This window comes from Kineococcus arenarius subsp. arenarius (assembly GCF_050871845.1).
In the GTDB taxonomy this organism is placed as follows: Bacteria; Actinomycetota; Actinomycetes; order Actinomycetales; family Kineococcaceae; genus Kineococcus.
The window spans coordinates 26,493-44,819 of sequence record NZ_JBJLSE010000009.1 but is presented as its reverse complement, the minus strand read 5'-3'; the positions used below and the strand labels follow the sequence as shown (position 1 = coordinate 44,819).

Genomic DNA, 18,327 nt, shown 5'->3' with positions numbered 1-18,327 from the left:
GCCTCAGGTCGCGGGTGCCGCGGGCTCGTCGGGCACGTGCGGCGGCACCCGGTGCGGGCCCGCCCCGACGGGGCGGGGGCGGTCCTGGGGGTGCAGGCGCACGGCGACGAGGGCCACGTCGTCCTCGCCGCGCTCGGGCAGCAGCCGCTCCAGGACGCCGTCGCACAGGCCGTCCAGGTCCTCCCCCGCCAGCTCGGCGATCGCCTCGCGCAGCCGCAGCAGGCCCTCGTCGTAGTCCTGGCCGCGTCGTTCCACCAGCCCGTCGGTGTACAGCAGGACCGTCGAGCCGCGGTCCAGCGCGACCTCCTCGTCGATGCGCGGCAGGTGCGGGTCGATGCCCAGCAGCAGGTCGTGCCGCAGGCCCGTCAGGGCGGTCACGGTGCCGTCGGGGGTCAGCAGCATCGGCGCGGGGTGCCCGGCGTTGGACCAGCGCAACCGGGTCACGCCGCGCTCGCGCTCGTCGAGGCCCTGCTCCAGGCGCGCCACCACCGCGGTGGCGGTCATCCCGACGGTCAGGCCCTCCATCGCCGCGTCCAGGCCGGACAGCACGGCCGCGGGGGCCCCGCCGCTGAAGTAGGCGATGCCGCGCAGCAGGGAACGCACCTGGCCCATCGCGGCGGCCGCGTCGATGTCGTGGCCCATGACGTCGCCGATGACCAGGACGGTGGCGCCGTCGCGCTGCATGAACGCGTCGTACCAGTCTCCGCCGACCTGGGCGGCCCGCGCGGCGGGGCGGTAGCGCACCGCGATCTGCAGGTGGTCCGGCTGCACCGGTGCGGTGAGCAGGCTGTGCTGCAGGCCCTCGGCGATGCGCTGCTGCTGGCCGTACAGGCGGGCGTTGTCCAGCGCCAGGCCCGCCCGGTCGGCGACCTCGCTGGCGGTCAGCAGGTCCTGGTCGCTGAAGTCGCCCGATGCCGCACCGCGCAGCAGGGTCACCAGCCCCACGGTGCGCCCGCGCGCGCGCAGCGGCAGCACCTGCCCGCTCTCCGGGGCCAGCTGCACCAGCAGGTCGCGCGCCTCACCGCTGAGCAGGGCAGCGATGGCCCCGGTGGCGCCGGAGGGCACCAGGACCGGGCGGTTGGTGCGCAGCGCCCGGTGCAGGAAGGAGGTGGGTGAGTTGATCGAGCCCAGCCGGACCTCGCGGTAGCGCTGGACCAGCGGGCGCATCTCCTCCTGCGCGTGCCAGGCTCCGATGTCGCGCAGGGCACCCCCCTCGTCGACGAGGGTGACGAGGCACCAGTCCGCCAGCGCCGGCACCAGGTGCTGGGCCAGGCGGGCGACCGCCTCCTCGGCGTCCAGGGTCGCGCTGAGGTCCGCGCTGACCCGTGCCAGCAGCTGCAGGCGCTCGGCGGTGCGCTCGGCGGCCGCCTGCGCCCGCCGAGCCTCGAGCCGGGCCTGCTCGGCGGCCCGCAGGGCCTCCTGCGCCGCCGCCCGCTCGGTCTCGGCCTGCTGCTGCGCGGCCTTGCGCGCGGTGACGTCCAGGAAGTACACCGACAGCCCGTCCGGGTCGCGCCAGGCACGCACCTCGTACCAGCGGTCCAGGGGCGCGGGGTAGTACGCCTCGAAGTTCACCTGCTCGCCCGTGGTCATCGCGCGGCGGTACTGCTCCTCGAACTGCGAGCCCACCGCGTCGGGGAACAGCTCCCACACGTTGCCGCCGAGCAGCTGCTCGCGCGGGCGCTGCAGCACCCGCTCCGCCTCGGCGTTGACGTAGCTGAAGCGCCAGTCGCGGTCCAGGGAGCAGAACGCCGACGACATCGCCTCCAGCACCCGCGACACGCGGGCGTCCTCGCGCCGCTCGGCGGTGGTGTCGTACACCGCGCCCAGCAGGTGCGACGAGCGCCCGTCGGCGTCGACCAGCGCCTCCCCGCGCGCCTTGACCCACCGGGTGTCCCCGTCGGGCAGGACGAGGCGGTACTCGGCCTCGAAGGTGGCACCGGTGCGCACGGCCTCGGCCAGCAGCCGCCGGACCCGTTCCAGGTCGTCGGGGTGGACGCGGTCCTCGAAGGCGCCCATGGTGCCGTCGAAGTCGCCGGCGCCGTAGCCGAACAGCTCCAGGACCCGCTCGTCCCAGGTCAGGACGTCGGCGCGCAGGTCCCAGGCGAAGCTGCCGACCCCGCCGGCGGCGATCGCCAGCTGCCAGCGCAGCCGGTCGGTCTCGTACTGGAGCGACAGCGCCGACAGCTCGAGCTCCGCGATCGCCGCCTCGGCCAGGTCGACCAGCACGGCGACGTCACTGGTCGCCCACTGGCGCGGGGCGGGGTCGAAGACGCACAGCGCACCGACGACGTGACCGTCCTGACCCACCAGCGGGACACCCAGGTAGGCACCCACCGCGCCACTGGTCACCGGCGGCAGCGCGGCGACCCGCGCGTCGGCGGCGGCGTCGGTCACGACCAGCGGCTCCGCGCCGGCGGCCGTCACCGTGCACAGCGACTCCGCCAGCGGGCCGGTGCTCCCCAGCAGGGCGGGGTCCTGACCGGCCAGGGCGCTGACGGTCTGCACGTCGGTCAGCAGCGAGACCTGCGAGGCCTGCGCCGAGAGCAGGCGCGCCGCCAGCTCGGCCAGCCGCTGCAGCGCCGGGTTCGCCGGGGCGCCGACGAGCCGTCGAGCGGCCTGGAGCCTCTCGGCGGCCGGGGCACCGCCCCTCGAGGCGTCCTCGCCCCCCGGCACGGGTGCTGCGACCACTGCACGCCCTCGACTCCAGCGCTGCACCGCGTGCAGCTGCACCGACAGGTGTGGCGGTGCGCTGCGGTGAGCGCCACCGCCCGTGCCGACCTTACGGCAGCACCCGAGCGGCCCGCGCTTGCCGCCACCCCGCCGGGGCGGCACAGTGGCCGTGCCGGGCGACCGGGCCCACGCAGGCTCCGCAGTACCAGTGAGCGATCACCCCGGTGGTCGAGCGGGAAGAGGATCGATGGCCCAGCTCGTCCTGGAGCCCCAGCTCTCCGCCGTGTGCACCGCCCGGCACTGGGTCAGCGACGTGATCGCCCGGTGGTGCGCGACGTCGGGGCCGCGGGTCGACGGGGACCTCGTCGAGCTGCTGACCTCCGAGGTGGTCGCCAACGCGGTGCGCCACGGCCGGGGACCGGTCACCGTCGAGGTGGCGTGCGTCGAGGAGCACGTGTGCGTCGCCGTCACCGACGCCGGCCCCGACGTCCCCGTGGTCCGCCGCGTGGGACCGGAGGCCACCGGCGGGCGCGGCATGGCCCTGACCGACCTCCTCGCCACCCGGTGGGGCGTGCGGGCCGCGCAGCCCCCGGCGAGCGGCAAGACGGTGTGGTTCCAGCTGGCCGGCGGCACCTGAGCGCCGACGGGCCCGGCGACGTCCCCCACATCACGCCCTCGAGCGGGAAATACCCCCGCGGGGTAGGGCGTTCCGTCATCGAACGCGCCACGACCCGCCGGGCCCCGGCGCTCCCGCCCCGAGGAGGATCCGTGATCCAGGACATCCAGCTCACCAGCGGCCCGACCGCGGTCACCGGCAGCGGCTGCGCCTGCTGCACCCCGGCCGACGGGGCGGCGACCAGCACGCGCAGCGGCGCGGTCGGCAGCGACGGCGTGCGCTCGAGCTACGGCGTGGCCGGGATGACCTGCGGCCACTGCGTGGCCGCCGTGCGCGGGGAGCTCAGCGCCCTGGCCGGTATCACCGACGTCGAGGTCGACCTCGTCGCCGGCGGCACCTCGACGGTGACCATCACCGCCACCGCCCCGCTGGAGCAGGCGGCCGTGGCCGCCGCCGTCGACGAAGCCGGCTACGCGCTGGCTGCTCCGCCCCGCTGACATGCCCCGCTGACGTGCACCACTGACGTCCACGACTGACCGCCGCTGACCTCCGCCACCGTCTCGATGCCCTCGAGGAGGCTGTGATGTCCCACGACCACACCGGTCCGCACACCAGCGCGCACACCACCGGCTCGCCGGCCGCCCAGCACCAGCAGGCGGACGGCCTCAGCGTCCACCGCACCGGCGCCGGCCAGGAGGCCCACGCCGACCACGAGGACCACGAGGACCACGAGGACCACGAGGACCACAGCGGGCACAGTTCGATGCGTGGTGCGACGTCGTGGGCGATGGCTGCCCAAGCCACGCTGCACTGCCTGACCGGCTGCGCCGTCGGCGAGGTCCTGGGCATGGTCATCGGCACCGCGCTGGGCTGGGGCGCGGTGGCCACCATCGCCCTGGCGGTCGCTCTCGCCTTCGTCTTCGGCTACGCGCTGACCATGCGGGGCGTGCTCAAGGCCGGCGTGGACTTCCGCACCGCGCTGAAGGTCGCCCTGGCCGCTGACACCGTCTCCATCGCCGTCATGGAGGTCATCGACAACACCGCCATGGTCGCCATCCCCGGCGCCATGCACGCCGGCGTGGCCAGCTGGGTCTTCTGGGCCTCCCTGGCCGGCGCCCTGGCCCTGGCCTTCGTGATCACCACGCCGGTCAACCGGTGGATGATCTCCCGCGGCAAGGGCCACGCCGTGGTCCACGCCTACCACCACTGAGCACCGCAGGCCCGGACCCGCCGGTGCCGTCACGGCACTGACCGGGGTCGGCACGCTCCGAGCCGAGGAGGATCGATGACTGCACACTCCCGCAGGCGAAGCCGGTCCCTGCTGCGGACCGCTGCGCTCAGCGCCGCGGTCCTGCTGGCCGGTTGCGCCGGTGCCGAACCCGCAGCCGTGCAGCACCGCGGCGGTGACTCTGAGCGCAGTGACAGTGAACGCGGTGAGGGTGGGCACGCCGCTGCCGCCGCTGCTGCCACCGCCTTGCCCAGTGCTCACGTGCACGGCGTGGCCGTCGACCCCGCCGACGGCCGGGTGCACCTGGCCACCCACGACGGGCTCTTCCGCTACGAGGAGACCGGCCCGGTGCAAGTGGGGCCCGCCATCGACCTGATGGGCTTCACCGTCGCCGGCCCGGACCACTTCTACGCCTCGGGCCACCCCGGTCCCGGCGTGGACCTGCCCGATCCGGTGGGTCTGATCGAGTCCACCGACGGCGGGCGCACCTGGCAGGTGCTCTCACGGCAGGGGCACTCGGACTTCCACGCCCTGGCAGCCTCCGACGCCGGCGTCGTCGGCTTCGACGGCGCTCTGCGCTCGACTCCCGACGGGACGACGTGGCACGTCCTGGACGCTCCCGTCGAACCGCACGACCTGGCCGCCTCCCCCGACGGGGCCGTGCTGATCGGAACCAGCGAGACCGGCCCGGTCCGCTCCACCGACGCCGGGCGCACCTGGTCGGCGATCGAGGAGGCGCCGCTGCTGCAGCTGGTGGACTTCGCCGGTGGCACCACCGTCGCGGGGGTGAGCCCGGACGGGACGGTGGCGCTGAGCACCGACGCCGGCGCGACGTGGAGCACACGGGGGCGGGTCCCAGGAGCACCGCAGGCGGTGGGCGCCGACCTGCAGCCCGACGGCACAGCACGGGTCCTGGTGGTCACCGACGCAGGCGTCCACGACTCCCGCGACGGCGGGGTGAGCTTCAGCCCGCTCCCCGCCTGAGGACGAGGCCGAGGGGGACGAGGCCGACGGGGGCGAGGGCGAGGCGACCGGCCGCCGCAGCGGGGCGCAGCGGCGCGCTGCGGCGGCCGGTCGCGCCGGTCAGTCGTCCTCGGCGCCGCCGGCACCGGCCAGGACCGCCAGGCTGCGCAGGCAGTGCTCCAGCAGCGGCTCGGGGAAGCCGTCCGCCAGGCGGTAGTAGACGACGCGGCCCTGCTTGCGCCGGCTGACCAGCCCGGCGGTGCGCAGCACCCGCAGCGCGTAGCCGACGGCGTCCTCGCCCAGGCCCAGCGCCAGGGCCATGTCCCCGACGCACAGCTCCTCGACCAGGTCCAGCGCGTACAGCACCCGCGCCCGGGTCGGGTCGCTGATCAGGCTCAGCACCGCGGTCAGCCGTGCGATGTCGTCGGCCGCCGGTACGCGGCTGCGGGCCCGCGCGACCCGCTGCGGGTCGACGGGGTGGCTGTGATCGCTCTGCTCGCTCACCCTCCCATCCTTCCCCGACGTCGACCGGTTACCCGTACGGGTCTGCGGGTACGCAGCCCTCGGGCCTGTGCTTCCCCAGGCGGCGTGACGCCGTCGGCGCAGGGCCCGGGAACGGAGGAGACCATGAGCACCGTCAGCGACATGATCAACACCTACCCCCAGGACCTCGGCGGGGTGGACCGCGAGAAGCTCGTCGCCTGCATCGAGGCGTGCTTCGAGTGCGCGCAGACCTGCACCGCCTGCGCCGACGCGTGCCTGAGCGAGGACATGGTCGCCGAGCTGACCAAGTGCATCCGCACCAACCTGGACTGCGCCGACGTCTGCGAGACCACCGGCAAGGTCCTCTCCCGGCACACCGGCTACGACGCCAACGTCACCCGTGCGATCGTCCAGGCGTGCGCCGCCGCCTGCAAGGCGTGCGGGGACGAGTGCGCCTCGCACGCCGGGATGCACGAGCACTGCCGCATCTGCGCCGAGGCCTGCCGTCGCTGCGAGGCCGCCTGCGACGAGCTGCTCGCCACCCTGGGCTGAGCAGGACCCGCGACGGCTCGCCGGCACCGCGCCGGGCGCGCTGCTCGACGCGGTGCCGGCCCGCCCCCTCCACAGGCGGCGCACACGCAGCTGCTGGGCGGTGCTCACGGCCCTCAGCGACGGTGGAGGACATGCAGGCACCCACGTTCTCCCGCCGCGCCGCCCTGGCCGGCACCCTCGGCCTCGTGGCCGTGGGCGCCGCCGCGTGCGGCTCCGACGACACCACGGCCAGCTCCTCGTCGAGCACGTCGGCGAGCTCGAGCGCCACGACCTCCTCGGCCGCGAGCTCGGAGGTGCCCGACCTGGAGACCCTGGTCGCCGAGGTCACCGACAAGTTCACCCAGGAGACCTACACCGACACCCAGACCGGGCTCAGCGTGCCCTACAACCTCTTCATCCCCACCGACTACGACGCCTCCCAGACCTACCCGATGGTGCTCTACATCCCCGACTCCAGCCTCGTCGGGCAGGACGTGAGCGCACCCCTGTCGCAGTACGGCGCCCTGATCTGGGCCAGCGACGCCGAACAGGCCAAGCACGCCAGCATCGTCGTGGTCCCGGAGTACCCCGAGGTCATCATCGACGACCACGACGCCTTCACCACCACCGACTACGTCGCGCTGACCCCGCGCCTGCTCGCCGACGTCAAGAGCCGCTACAGCGTCGACGAGGCCCGCGTGTACGGCACGGGGCAGTCGATGGGCTGCATGACGGTGATGTACCTGGCCGCGAAGGACCCCGAGCTGTTCGCCGCCGAGCTGTTCGTCTCCGGGCAGTGGGACATCACCGAGCTGCAGAACCTGACGCAGGAGAAGTTCTTCTCCATCGCCGCCGGCGGCGACGAGAAGGCCTCCGCCGGGCAGGCGGAGGTGCAGGCGATGCTCACCGACGCCGGTGTCTCCTTCCAGGCCGCGACCTGGGACGCGACGTGGTCGGCGCAGGAGCTCTCCGACGCGGCCGCCGAGCTGTTCGCCGCCGGCGACGAGATCAACTTCGCCACCTTCGAGACCGGCACCGTGCTGGAGGCTGCCGGCTCGACCACGAGCTCGGCGTCCTCGGCCGCGGCGGGCAGCGGCACCCCGCCGGCGGGCTCGACCCCGCCCGCGGGGATGACGCCCCCGGCGGACGGCAGCGGCGGCACCCCGCCGGCGGGCATGACCCCGCCCTCCGGCGCGGGCTCGGCCGGCGGGGCGGGCACCTCCTCCGAGCACATGGCCTCCTTCGAGCCGGCCTACAAGGTCACCGCGCTGCGCGACTGGCTGTTCCAGCAGAGCGCGGCCTGACGCGACGCGCGGGACCCCGGGACCCGGCCGGGTCCCGGGGTCCCGCGCGTCGCGTCAGGCCGCGCTCTGCTGGAACAGCCAGTCGCGCAGCGCGGTGACCTTGTAGGCCGGCTCGAAGGAGGCCATGTGCTCGGAGGAGGTGCCCGCCCCGCCGGCCGAGCCCGCGCCGGAGGGCGGGGTCATGCCCGCCGGCGGGGTGCCGCCGCTGCCGTCCGCCGGGGGCGTCATCCCCGCGGGCGGGGTCGAGCCCGCCGGCGGGGTGCCGCTGCCCGCCGCGGCCGAGGACGCCGAGCTCGTGGTCGAGCCGGCAGCCTCCAGCACGGTGCCGGTCTCGAAGGTGGCGAAGTTGATCTCGTCGCCGGCGGCGAACAGCTCGGCGGCCGCGTCGGAGAGCTCCTGCGCCGACCACGTCGCGTCCCAGGTCGCGGCCTGGAAGGAGACACCGGCGTCGGTGAGCATCGCCTGCACCTCCGCCTGCCCGGCGGAGGCCTTCTCGTCGCCGCCGGCGGCGATGGAGAAGAACTTCTCCTGCGTCAGGTTCTGCAGCTCGGTGATGTCCCACTGCCCGGAGACGAACAGCTCGGCGGCGAACAGCTCGGGGTCCTTCGCGGCCAGGTACATCACCGTCATGCAGCCCATCGACTGCCCCGTGCCGTACACGCGGGCCTCGTCGACGCTGTAGCGGCTCTTGACGTCGGCGAGCAGGCGCGGGGTCAGCGCGACGTAGTCGGTGGTGGTGAAGGCGTCGTGGTCGTCGATGATGACCTCGGGGTACTCCGGGACCACGACGATGCTGGCGTGCTTGGCCTGTTCGGCGTCGCTGGCCCAGATCAGGGCGCCGTACTGCGACAGGGGTGCGCTCACGTCCTGCCCGACGAGGCTGGAGTCGGGGATGTAGAGCACCATCGGGTAGGTCTGGGAGGCGTCGTAGTCGGTGGGGATGAAGAGGTTGTAGGGCACGCTGAGCCCGGTCTGGGTGTCGGTGTAGGTCTCCTGGGTGAACTTGTCGGTGACCTCGGCGACCAGGGTCTCCAGGTCGGGCACCTCCGAGCTCGCGGCCGAGGAGGTCGTGGCGCTCGAGCTCGCCGACGTGCTCGACGAGGAGCTGGCCGTGGTGTCGTCGGAGCCGCACGCGGCGGCGCCCACGGCCACGAGGCCGAGGGTGCCGGCCAGGGCGGCGCGGCGGGAGAACGTGGGTGCCTGCATGTCCTCCACCGTCGCTGAGGGCCGTGAGCACCGCCCAGCAGCTGCGTGTGCGCCGCCTGTGGAGGGGGCGGGCCGGCACCGCGTCGAGCAGCGCGCCCGGCGCGGTGCCGGCGAGCCGTCGCGGGTCCTGCTCAGCCCAGGGTGGCGAGCAGCTCGTCGCAGGCGGCCTCGCAGCGACGGCAGGCCTCGGCGCAGATGCGGCAGTGCTCGTGCATCCCGGCGTGCGAGGCGCACTCGTCCCCGCACGCCTTGCAGGCGGCGGCGCACGCCTGGACGATCGCACGGGTGACGTTGGCGTCGTAGCCGGTGTGCCGGGAGAGGACCTTGCCGGTGGTCTCGCAGACGTCGGCGCAGTCCAGGTTGGTGCGGATGCACTTGGTCAGCTCGGCGACCATGTCCTCGCTCAGGCACGCGTCGGCGCAGGCGGTGCAGGTCTGCGCGCACTCGAAGCACGCCTCGATGCAGGCGACGAGCTTCTCGCGGTCCACCCCGCCGAGGTCCTGGGGGTAGGTGTTGATCATGTCGCTGACGGTGCTCATGGTCTCCTCCGTTCCCGGGCCCTGCGCCGACGGCGTCACGCCGCCTGGGGAAGCACAGGCCCGAGGGCTGCGTACCCGCAGACCCGTACGGGTAACCGGTCGACGTCGGGGAAGGATGGGAGGGTGAGCGAGCAGAGCGATCACAGCCACCCCGTCGACCCGCAGCGGGTCGCGCGGGCCCGCAGCCGCGTACCGGCGGCCGACGACATCGCACGGCTGACCGCGGTGCTGAGCCTGATCAGCGACCCGACCCGGGCGCGGGTGCTGTACGCGCTGGACCTGGTCGAGGAGCTGTGCGTCGGGGACATGGCCCTGGCGCTGGGCCTGGGCGAGGACGCCGTCGGCTACGCGCTGCGGGTGCTGCGCACCGCCGGGCTGGTCAGCCGGCGCAAGCAGGGCCGCGTCGTCTACTACCGCCTGGCGGACGGCTTCCCCGAGCCGCTGCTGGAGCACTGCCTGCGCAGCCTGGCGGTCCTGGCCGGTGCCGGCGGCGCCGAGGACGACTGACCGGCGCGACCGGCCGCCGCAGCGCGCCGCTGCGCCCCGCTGCGGCGGCCGGTCGCCTCGCCCTCGCCCCCGTCGGCCTCGTCCCCCTCGGCCTCGTCCTCAGGCGGGGAGCGGGCTGAAGCTCACCCCGCCGTCGCGGGAGTCGTGGACGCCTGCGTCGGTGACCACCAGGACCCGTGCTGTGCCGTCGGGCTGCAGGTCGGCGCCCACCGCCTGCGGTGCTCCTGGGACCCGCCCCCGTGTGCTCCACGTCGCGCCGGCGTCGGTGCTCAGCGCCACCGTCCCGTCCGGGCTCACCCCCGCGACGGTGGTGCCACCGGCGAAGTCCACCAGCTGCAGCAGCGGCGCCTCCTCGATCGCCGACCAGGTGCGCCCGGCGTCGGTGGAGCGGACCGGGCCGGTCTCGCTGGTTCCGATCAGCACGGCCCCGTCGGGGGAGGCGGCCAGGTCGTGCGGTTCGACGGGAGCGTCCAGGACGTGCCACGTCGTCCCGTCGGGAGTCGAGCGCAGAGCGCCGTCGAAGCCGACGACGCCGGCGTCGGAGGCTGCCAGGGCGTGGAAGTCCGAGTGCCCCTGCCGTGAGAGCACCTGCCAGGTGCGCCCGCCGTCGGTGGACTCGATCAGACCCACCGGATCGGGCAGGTCCACGCCGGGACCGGGGTGGCCCGAGGCGTAGAAGTGGTCCGGGCCGGCGACGGTGAAGCCCATCAGGTCGATGGCGGGCCCCACTTGCACCGGGCCGGTCTCCTCGTAGCGGAAGAGCCCGTCGTGGGTGGCCAGGTGCACCCGGCCGTCGGCGGGGTCGACGGCCACGCCGTGCACGTGAGCACTGGGCAAGGCGGTGGCAGCAGCGGCGGCAGCGGCGTGCCCACCCTCACCGCGTTCACTGTCACTGCGCTCAGAGTCACCGCCGCGGTGCTGCACGGCTGCGGGTTCGGCACCGGCGCAACCGGCCAGCAGGACCGCGGCGCTGAGCGCAGCGGTCCGCAGCAGGGACCGGCTTCGCCTGCGGGAGTGTGCAGTCATCGATCCTCCTCGGCTCGGAGCGTGCCGACCCCGGTCAGTGCCGTGACGGCACCGGCGGGTCCGGGCCTGCGGTGCTCAGTGGTGGTAGGCGTGGACCACGGCGTGGCCCTTGCCGCGGGAGATCATCCACCGGTTGACCGGCGTGGTGATCACGAAGGCCAGGGCCAGGGCGCCGGCCAGGGAGGCCCAGAAGACCCAGCTGGCCACGCCGGCGTGCATGGCGCCGGGGATGGCGACCATGGCGGTGTTGTCGATGACCTCCATGACGGCGATGGAGACGGTGTCAGCGGCCAGGGCGACCTTCAGCGCGGTGCGGAAGTCCACGCCGGCCTTGAGCACGCCCCGCATGGTCAGCGCGTAGCCGAAGACGAAGGCGAGAGCGACCGCCAGGGCGATGGTGGCCACCGCGCCCCAGCCCAGCGCGGTGCCGATGACCATGCCCAGGACCTCGCCGACGGCGCAGCCGGTCAGGCAGTGCAGCGTGGCTTGGGCAGCCATCGCCCACGACGTCGCACCACGCATCGAACTGTGCCCGCTGTGGTCCTCGTGGTCCTCGTGGTCCTCGTGGTCCTCGTGGTCGGCGTGGGCCTCCTGGCCGGCGCCGGTGCGGTGGACGCTGAGGCCGTCCGCCTGCTGGTGCTGGGCGGCCGGCGAGCCGGTGGTGTGCGCGCTGGTGTGCGGACCGGTGTGGTCGTGGGACATCACAGCCTCCTCGAGGGCATCGAGACGGTGGCGGAGGTCAGCGGCGGTCAGTCGTGGACGTCAGTGGTGCACGTCAGCGGGGCATGTCAGCGGGGCGGAGCAGCCAGCGCGTAGCCGGCTTCGTCGACGGCGGCGGCCACGGCCGCCTGCTCCAGCGGGGCGGTGGCGGTGATGGTCACCGTCGAGGTGCCGCCGGCGACGAGGTCGACCTCGACGTCGGTGATACCGGCCAGGGCGCTGAGCTCCCCGCGCACGGCGGCCACGCAGTGGCCGCAGGTCATCCCGGCCACGCCGTAGCTCGAGCGCACGCCGTCGCTGCCGACCGCGCCGCTGCGCGTGCTGGTCGCCGCCCCGTCGGCCGGGGTGCAGCAGGCGCAGCCGCTGCCGGTGACCGCGGTCGGGCCGCTGGTGAGCTGGATGTCCTGGATCACGGATCCTCCTCGGGGCGGGAGCGCCGGGGCCCGGCGGGTCGTGGCGCGTTCGATGACGGAACGCCCTACCCCGCGGGGGTATTTCCCGCTCGAGGGCGTGATGTGGGGGACGTCGCCGGGCCCGTCGGCGCTCAGGTGCCGCCGGCCAGCTGGAACCACACCGTCTTGCCGCTCGCCGGGGGCTGCGCGGCCCGCACGCCCCACCGGGTGGCGAGGAGGTCGGTCAGGGCCATGCCGCGCCCGCCGGTGGCCTCCGGTCCCACGCGGCGGACCACGGGGACGTCGGGGCCGGCGTCGGTGACGGCGACGCACACGTGCTCCTCGACGCACGCCACCTCGACGGTGACCGGTCCCCGGCCGTGGCGCACCGCGTTGGCGACCACCTCGGAGGTCAGCAGCTCGACGAGGTCCCCGTCGACCCGCGGCCCCGACGTCGCGCACCACCGGGCGATCACGTCGCTGACCCAGTGCCGGGCGGTGCACACGGCGGAGAGCTGGGGCTCCAGGACGAGCTGGGCCATCGATCCTCTTCCCGCTCGACCACCGGGGTGATCGCTCACTGGTACTGCGGAGCCTGCGTGGGCCCGGTCGCCCGGCACGGCCACTGTGCCGCCCCGGCGGGGTGGCGGCAAGCGCGGGCCGCTCGGGTGCTGCCGTAAGGTCGGCACGGGCGGTGGCGCTCACCGCAGCGCACCGCCACACCTGTCGGTGCAGCTGCACGCGGTGCAGCGCTGGAGTCGAGGGCGTGCAGTGGTCGCAGCACCCGTGCCGGGGGGCGAGGACGCCTCGAGGGGCGGTGCCCCGGCCGCCGAGAGGCTCCAGGCCGCTCGACGGCTCGTCGGCGCCCCGGCGAACCCGGCGCTGCAGCGGCTGGCCGAGCTGGCGGCGCGCCTGCTCTCGGCGCAGGCCTCGCAGGTCTCGCTGCTGACCGACGTGCAGACCGTCAGCGCCCTGGCCGGTCAGGACCCCGCCCTGCTGGGGAGCACCGGCCCGCTGGCGGAGTCGCTGTGCACGGTGACGGCCGCCGGCGCGGAGCCGCTGGTCGTGACCGACGCCGCCGCCGACGCGCGGGTCGCCGCGCTGCCGCCGGTGACCAGTGGCGCGGTGGGTGCCTACCTGGGTGTCCCGCTGGTGGGTCAGGACGGTCACGTCGTCGGTGCGCTGTGCGTCTTCGACCCCGCCCCGCGCCAGTGGGCGACCAGTGACGTCGCCGTGCTGGTCGACCTGGCCGAGGCGGCGATCGCGGAGCTCGAGCTGTCGGCGCTGTCGCTCCAGTACGAGACCGACCGGCTGCGCTGGCAGCTGGCGATCGCCGCCGGCGGGGTCGGCAGCTTCGCCTGGGACCTGCGCGCCGACGTCCTGACCTGGGACGAGCGGGTCCTGGAGCTGTTCGGCTACGGCGCCGGCGACTTCGACGGCACCATGGGCGCCTTCGAGGACCGCGTCCACCCCGACGACCTGGAACGGGTCCGGCGGCTGCTGGCCGAGGCCGTGCGCACCGGTGCCACCTTCGAGGCCGAGTACCGCCTCGTCCTGCCCGACGGGGACACCCGGTGGGTCAAGGCGCGCGGGGAGGCGCTGGTCGACGCCGACGGGCGCTCGTCGCACCTGCTGGGCGCGGTGTACGACACCACCGCCGAGCGGCGCGAGGACGCCCGCGTGTCGCGGGTGCTGGAGGCGATGTCGTCGGCGTTCTGCTCCCTGGACCGCGACTGGCGCTTCAGCTACGTCAACGCCGAGGCGGAGCGGGTGCTGCAGCGCCCGCGCGAGCAGCTGCTCGGCGGCAACGTGTGGGAGCTGTTCCCCGACGCGGTGGGCTCGCAGTTCGAGGAGCAGTACCGCCGCGCGATGACCACGGGCGAGCAGGTGAACTTCGAGGCGTACTACCCCGCGCCCCTGGACCGCTGGTACGAGGTGCGTGCCTGGCGCGACCCGGACGGGCTGTCGGTGTACTTCCTGGACGTCACCGCGCGCAAGGCCGCGCAGCAGCAGGCCGAGACCGAGCGGGCGGCGGCGCAGGAGGCCCTGCGGGCCGCCGAGCAGGCCCGGCTCGAGGCTCGGCGGGCGCAGGCGGCCGCCGAGCGCACCGCCGAGCGCCTGCAGCTGCTGGCACGGGTCAGCGCGGACCTCAGCGCGACCCTGGACGCCGAGGAGGCGGTCGCCCGCCTGGCCCAGCACCTGGTGCCGGCGCTGGCGGACTGGTGCCTCGTCACCCTCGTCGACGAGGGGGGTGCCCTGCGCGACATCGGAGCCTGGCACGCGCAGGAGGAGATGCGCCCGCTGGTCCAGCGCTACCGCGAGGTCCGGCTGGGCTCGATCAACTCACCCACCTCCTTCCTGCACCGGGCGCTGCGCACCAACCGCCCGGTCCTGGTGCCCTCCGGCGCCACCGGGGCCATCGCTGCCCTGCTCAGCGGTGAGGCGCGCGACCTGCTGGTGCAGCTGGCCCCGGAGAGCGGGCAGGTGCTGCCGCTGCGCGCGCGCGGGCGCACCGTGGGGCTGGTGACCCTGCTGCGCGGTGCGGCATCGGGCGACTTCAGCGACCAGGACCTGCTGACCGCCAGCGAGGTCGCCGACCGGGCGGGCCTGGCGCTGGACAACGCCCGCCTGTACGGCCAGCAGCAGCGCATCGCCGAGGGCCTGCAGCACAGCCTGCTCACCGCACCGGTGCAGCCGGACCACCTGCAGATCGCGGTGCGCTACCGCCCCGCCGCGCGGGCCGCCCAGGTCGGCGGAGACTGGTACGACGCGTTCATGCAGCGCGACGGCGCCACCGTCCTGGTCATCGGCGACGTCATGGGCCACGACATCGACGCGGCCGCCGCGATGGGCCAGGTGCGTTCCCTGCTGCGCGGCATCGCCTACTTCAGCGGCGGGGCCCCCGCGGCCGTGCTGTCCGGCCTGGACGCGGCGATGGAGGGCCTGACCGTCGGGATGACCGCCACCGCGGTGGTGGCGCGCCTGGAGCAGGGCCTCGACGAGCGCGAGCGCGGCGTGACCCGGTTGCGCTGGTCCAACGCCGGGCACCCCGCGCCGATGCTGCTGACCCCCGACGGCACCGTGACCGCCCTGACGGGCCTGCGGCACGACCTGCTGCTGGGCATCGACCCGCACCTGCCGCGCATCGACGAGGAGGTCGCGCTGGACCGCGGCTCGACGGTCCTGCTGTACACCGACGGGCTGGTGGAACGACGCGGCCAGGACTACGACGAGGGCCTGCTGCGGCTGCGCGAGGCGATCGCCGAGCTGGCGGGGGAGGACCTGGACGGCCTGTGCGACGGCGTCCTGGAGCGGCTGCTGCCCGAGCGCGGCGAGGACGACGTGGCCCTCGTCGCCGTGCGCCTGCACCCCCAGGACCGCCCCCGCCCCGTCGGGGCGGGCCCGCACCGGGTGCCGCCGCACGTGCCCGACGAGCCCGCGGCACCCGCGACCTGAGGCTCCTGCGGGTCACCCGTGGTGCTGCACCCGGTAGTGGTAGGCGTGGTGCACCGAGAACCCCGCGGCCCCGTAAAGGGCCCGGGCGCCGGTGTTCGCCGCCGCCACCTGCAGGCACGCCGAGACCGCCCCGCGCGCCCGGCCCCAGTCGGCGACCTCCGCGAGCAGCCGCCGGGCCAGGCCGCGCCGCCGGTGGGACGGGGCGACCTCCACGGCCGTGAGCCCCACCCAGCCCGGGCTCGCCGAGCCGCGCGCCACGGCGACCGTCCCGCCGCCGCCGTCGAGCACGCGCACGAACACCTGCGCGTCGGCGGAGACCAGCACGCGCCGCCCGGCCGGCGGGACCGCCGTGGTGCCGCGGTAGTGGTAGCGCTCCAGCCACGCGGCGTCCGGCTCCGGCGCGCTCGCCACCGAGCACCCGACCGGCAGCGGCACCCCGGCCGCGCCGGGCAGCGCGGCCAGCGCCGCGGTCATCACCAGGGTCGGCGTGTCCACGCCCCAGCCGCGACCGGCCAGCTCGCGCGCGAGGGCGGGCTCGTCCGGGTCGACGTGCGCGGCGTGCGGGACGGCCACCCGGGGCGGCAGCCCCCGCCGGCGGTAGAAGCCCTCCACCGCCGCCACGGCCTCGTGCAGCGGCACCCCCGGCGAGCCGATCGCCAGGGCCGAGTTCGCCCGGCCGGTGAAGCCGCCCGCCGCCCGCAACCGCCAGCCGCCCAGGTCCACCCGCTCGTCGGGGCGCCAGTGCTCGGCCACCACGGCCTCCAGCTCGTCGGTGCTGAGCGCCTCGTGCGGGGCGCCGCGCCGGCGCGGCGGCGGCGGCACCGCCTTGCCCGCCAGCACGTCGCCGCGGCGCACCCGCACCTCGCCGCGGCGGGTCGCCACCACCAGGGACGCCTCGTCCGCGGCGACCAGCTCGCCCAGGGCGTCGCTCGCCGAGCCGTCGGGCAGGCGGTGGCGCAGCACCACCCGCGCGCCCACCACGAGCTCGTGCTCGCGCAGCACGTGCGCCAGCCCCGCCGCGCCCTCGACCGCGTCCACCGGACCCTCCTCGCGCTCCCCGACGGCGAGCACCGGCGGCGTCCGCGATACTAGGAGGACGCGTCCGGCGGACCGTTGCGCCGGAGGAGGAGGACACCCGTGACCTACGTCATCGCACAGCCTTGCGTGGACCTCAAGGACAAGGCCTGCATCGAGGAGTGCCCCGTCGACTGCATCTACGAGGGCGAGCGCTCGCTGTACATCCAGCCCGACGAGTGCGTCGACTGCGGTGCCTGCGAGCCGGTGTGCCCGGTGGAGGCGATCTACTACGAGGACGACGTGCCCGAGCAGTGGTCGGCGTTCACCGCGGCCAACGTCGAGTTCTTCGAGACCGTCGGCTCGCCCGGTGGTGCGGCGAAGGTGGGCCTGATCCACGCCGACCACCCGGTGGTGGCCGCGCTGCCGCCGCAGGGCGGGGAGCACTGAGCGCGCCGGCGGTCGCGCGCCGCGGGCGCGGCGCGGCGCTGCCGGACTTCCCCTGGGACTCGCTGGCCGGCGCCAAGGCGCTGGCCGCGAGCCACCCCGGCGGCATCGTCGACCTCTCCGTCGGCACCCCGGTCGACCCCACCCCCGAGGTGGTGGCCCAGGCGCTGCGGGCGGCCGCCGACGCCCCGGGCTACCCGCTCACGTGGGGCACCCCGGCGCTGCGCGGGACGGTGGCGGCGTGGTTCGCCCGCCGCCGCGGCGTGCCCGGACTGGACCCCGACGGCGTACTGCCCACCGTCGGCTCCAAGGAGCTGGTGGCCTGGCTGCCGTTCCTGCTGGGCCTGGGGGCCGGCGACGCCGTGGCCCACCCCGCGGTGGCCTACCCGACGTACGACGTCGGCGCCCGCCTCGCCGGGGCGACGCCCGTGCCCGTCGACCTGGGCGGCGGGGGCGTGGACGCCCTGGAGGAGGCCCGCCGCGCCGGCCACCGGGTGCGGCTGCTGTGGCTGAACTCCCCCTCGAACCCCACCGGCGCCGTCCTGGACGTGGACGAGCTGGCGCGCCTGGTGGCCTGGGCCCGCGAGCACGGCGCCGTCGTCGCCAGCGACGAGTGCTACGCCGAACTGGGCTGGGACGCCGCGCACGACGCCTCCCGCGGCGCCGTGGTGCCCTCCGTGCTGGACCCGCGCGTCACCGGCGGGGACACCACCGGGCTGCTGGCGGTGTACTCGACCTCCAAGCAGTCCAACCTCGCCGGGTACCGCGCCGCGTTCGCCGCGGGGGACGTCGCCCTGGTGCGCGAGCTGCTGGAGGTGCGCAAGCACGCCGGGATGATCGTGCCGTGGCCCGTGCAGGCCGCCCTGGCCGCGGCCCTGGCCGACGACGCCCACGTCGACGCCCAGCGCGAGCGCTACCGCGCCCGCCGCGAGGTGCTGCGCGGGGCGCTGGAGGGCGCGGGCTTCCGCGTGGACGCCTCCGGCGCCGGTCTGTACCTGTGGTGCACCCGGGGGGAGGGGGCGCGGGCGACGGTGGACCTGCTCGCCCGGCGCGGCGTGCTGGTCGCGCCCGGCGACTTCTACGGCCCGGCCGGCGCGCAGCACGTCCGGGTGGCGCTCACCGCCACCGACGAGCGCGTCGCGCAGGTGCCGCAGCGCCTGGCCGACCTCGGCTGAGCGGGGCCCGGGTGCGCCCGGACCGCGCAGGAGGCGTGGAGACGGTGTGA

19 protein-coding genes are annotated in these 18,327 nt (G+C 75.4%); 10 read left to right on the top strand and 9 right to left on the bottom strand.

The features are described from left to right. Positions 1 to 3 precede the first annotated feature (3 nt). Positions 4 to 2,688, bottom strand: a complete 2,685-nt coding sequence (locus ACRYM0_RS04215; RefSeq protein WP_432502421.1) for a SpoIIE family protein phosphatase — start codon at positions 2,686 to 2,688, stop codon at positions 4 to 6. 229 nt (positions 2,689 to 2,917) lie between these two features. Here ACRYM0_RS04215 and ACRYM0_RS04210 point away from each other — a divergent pair, with 229 nt between their 5' ends. From ACRYM0_RS04210 to ACRYM0_RS04195, 4 genes are all read left to right on the top strand, one after another. Next, entirely contained in the window at positions 2,918 to 3,307 is a 390-nt protein-coding gene (locus tag ACRYM0_RS04210; RefSeq protein WP_432502423.1) for an ATP-binding protein, read from the top strand. 131 nt (positions 3,308 to 3,438) lie between these two features. Then, the gene (locus tag ACRYM0_RS04205) at positions 3,439 to 3,783 is read left to right on the top strand and encodes a cation transporter (protein ID WP_432502425.1); all 345 of its coding nucleotides are present in this window, start codon (positions 3,439 to 3,441) and stop codon (positions 3,781 to 3,783) included. 266 nt (positions 3,784 to 4,049) lie between these two features. After that, positions 4,050 to 4,496 carry a DUF4396 domain-containing protein gene (locus tag ACRYM0_RS04200; protein WP_432502441.1) on the top strand — a complete coding sequence of 149 codons (447 nt, stop codon included), beginning with the start codon at positions 4,050 to 4,052 and terminating at the stop codon, positions 4,494 to 4,496. Between the two features lie 75 nt (positions 4,497 to 4,571). Next, the gene (locus ACRYM0_RS04195) at positions 4,572 to 5,498 is read left to right on the top strand and encodes a F510_1955 family glycosylhydrolase (RefSeq protein ID WP_432502426.1); all 927 of its coding nucleotides are present in this window, start codon (positions 4,572 to 4,574) and stop codon (positions 5,496 to 5,498) included. Between the two features lie 99 nt (positions 5,499 to 5,597). Here ACRYM0_RS04195 and ACRYM0_RS04190 read toward each other — a convergent pair whose 3' ends face one another. Next, on the bottom strand, positions 5,598 to 5,981 hold the full coding sequence (locus ACRYM0_RS04190) for an ArsR/SmtB family transcription factor (RefSeq protein ID WP_432502428.1): 384 nt from the start codon (positions 5,979 to 5,981) through the stop codon (positions 5,598 to 5,600). Between the two features lie 123 nt (positions 5,982 to 6,104). On the opposite strand from ACRYM0_RS04190, the gene ACRYM0_RS04185 reads away from it, so the two are divergent. Both ACRYM0_RS04185 and ACRYM0_RS04180 read left to right on the top strand, forming a co-directional pair. Further along, on the top strand, positions 6,105 to 6,512 hold the full coding sequence (locus ACRYM0_RS04185; RefSeq protein ID WP_432502430.1) for a four-helix bundle copper-binding protein: 408 nt from the start codon (positions 6,105 to 6,107) through the stop codon (positions 6,510 to 6,512). A 131-nt stretch (positions 6,513 to 6,643) separates the two neighbouring features. Continuing rightward, complete coding sequence (locus ACRYM0_RS04180; RefSeq protein ID WP_432502432.1) at positions 6,644 to 7,795, top strand: carboxylesterase family protein; 1,152 nt, start codon at positions 6,644 to 6,646, stop codon at positions 7,793 to 7,795. 54 nt (positions 7,796 to 7,849) lie between these two features. On the opposite strand, the gene ACRYM0_RS04175 is transcribed toward ACRYM0_RS04180, so the two are convergent. Together ACRYM0_RS04175 and ACRYM0_RS04170 are read right to left on the bottom strand one after the other, a co-directional pair. Next, positions 7,850 to 9,001: a carboxylesterase family protein gene (locus ACRYM0_RS04175; protein WP_432502432.1), complete on the bottom strand. Its 1,152-nt coding sequence runs from the start codon at positions 8,999 to 9,001 to the stop codon at positions 7,850 to 7,852. Between the two features lie 131 nt (positions 9,002 to 9,132). Next, complete coding sequence (locus tag ACRYM0_RS04170) at positions 9,133 to 9,540, bottom strand: four-helix bundle copper-binding protein (protein WP_432502430.1); 408 nt, start codon at positions 9,538 to 9,540, stop codon at positions 9,133 to 9,135. Between the two features lie 123 nt (positions 9,541 to 9,663). Between ACRYM0_RS04170 and ACRYM0_RS04165 the strand changes: the two genes are divergently transcribed. After that, entirely contained in the window at positions 9,664 to 10,047 is a 384-nt protein-coding gene (locus ACRYM0_RS04165) for an ArsR/SmtB family transcription factor (RefSeq protein ID WP_432502428.1), read from the top strand. A gap of 99 nt (positions 10,048 to 10,146) precedes the next feature. Here the strand turns inward: ACRYM0_RS04165 and ACRYM0_RS04160 are convergent, their stop codons facing one another. The 4 genes from ACRYM0_RS04160 to ACRYM0_RS04145 form a co-directional block, all read right to left on the bottom strand. Beyond that, on the bottom strand, positions 10,147 to 11,073 hold the full coding sequence (locus ACRYM0_RS04160) for a F510_1955 family glycosylhydrolase (RefSeq protein ID WP_432502426.1): 927 nt from the start codon (positions 11,071 to 11,073) through the stop codon (positions 10,147 to 10,149). Positions 11,074 to 11,148: 75 nt separating this feature from the next. Beyond that, positions 11,149 to 11,595, bottom strand: a complete 447-nt coding sequence (locus tag ACRYM0_RS04155) for a DUF4396 domain-containing protein (protein ID WP_432502441.1) — start codon at positions 11,593 to 11,595, stop codon at positions 11,149 to 11,151. Between the two features lie 266 nt (positions 11,596 to 11,861). Beyond that, positions 11,862 to 12,206, bottom strand: a complete 345-nt coding sequence (locus tag ACRYM0_RS04150; protein ID WP_432502425.1) for a cation transporter — start codon at positions 12,204 to 12,206, stop codon at positions 11,862 to 11,864. A gap of 131 nt (positions 12,207 to 12,337) precedes the next feature. Continuing rightward, positions 12,338 to 12,727: an ATP-binding protein gene (locus ACRYM0_RS04145; RefSeq protein ID WP_432502423.1), complete on the bottom strand. Its 390-nt coding sequence runs from the start codon at positions 12,725 to 12,727 to the stop codon at positions 12,338 to 12,340. 229 nt (positions 12,728 to 12,956) lie between these two features. Between ACRYM0_RS04145 and ACRYM0_RS04140 the strand changes: the two genes are divergently transcribed. Beyond that, a complete protein-coding gene (locus tag ACRYM0_RS04140; RefSeq protein WP_432502421.1) occupies positions 12,957 to 15,641 on the top strand; it encodes a SpoIIE family protein phosphatase in 2,685 nt (894 codons plus the stop codon). 12 nt (positions 15,642 to 15,653) lie between these two features. On the opposite strand, the gene ACRYM0_RS04135 is transcribed toward ACRYM0_RS04140, so the two are convergent. Continuing rightward, the gene (locus ACRYM0_RS04135) at positions 15,654 to 16,679 is read right to left on the bottom strand and encodes a GNAT family N-acetyltransferase (RefSeq protein ID WP_432502420.1); all 1,026 of its coding nucleotides are present in this window, start codon (positions 16,677 to 16,679) and stop codon (positions 15,654 to 15,656) included. 99 nt (positions 16,680 to 16,778) lie between these two features. Here ACRYM0_RS04135 and fdxA point away from each other — a divergent pair, with 99 nt between their 5' ends. Both fdxA and dapC read left to right on the top strand, forming a co-directional pair. Continuing rightward, entirely contained in the window at positions 16,779 to 17,105 is a 327-nt protein-coding gene (fdxA, locus tag ACRYM0_RS04130) for a ferredoxin (protein ID WP_432491972.1), read from the top strand. Beyond that, on the top strand, positions 17,102 to 18,277 hold the full coding sequence (gene dapC / locus ACRYM0_RS04125) for a succinyldiaminopimelate transaminase (protein WP_432502438.1): 1,176 nt from the start codon (positions 17,102 to 17,104) through the stop codon (positions 18,275 to 18,277). The genes fdxA and dapC overlap by 4 nt, the downstream gene beginning before the upstream one ends. Positions 18,278 to 18,327: the final 50 nt, after the last annotated feature.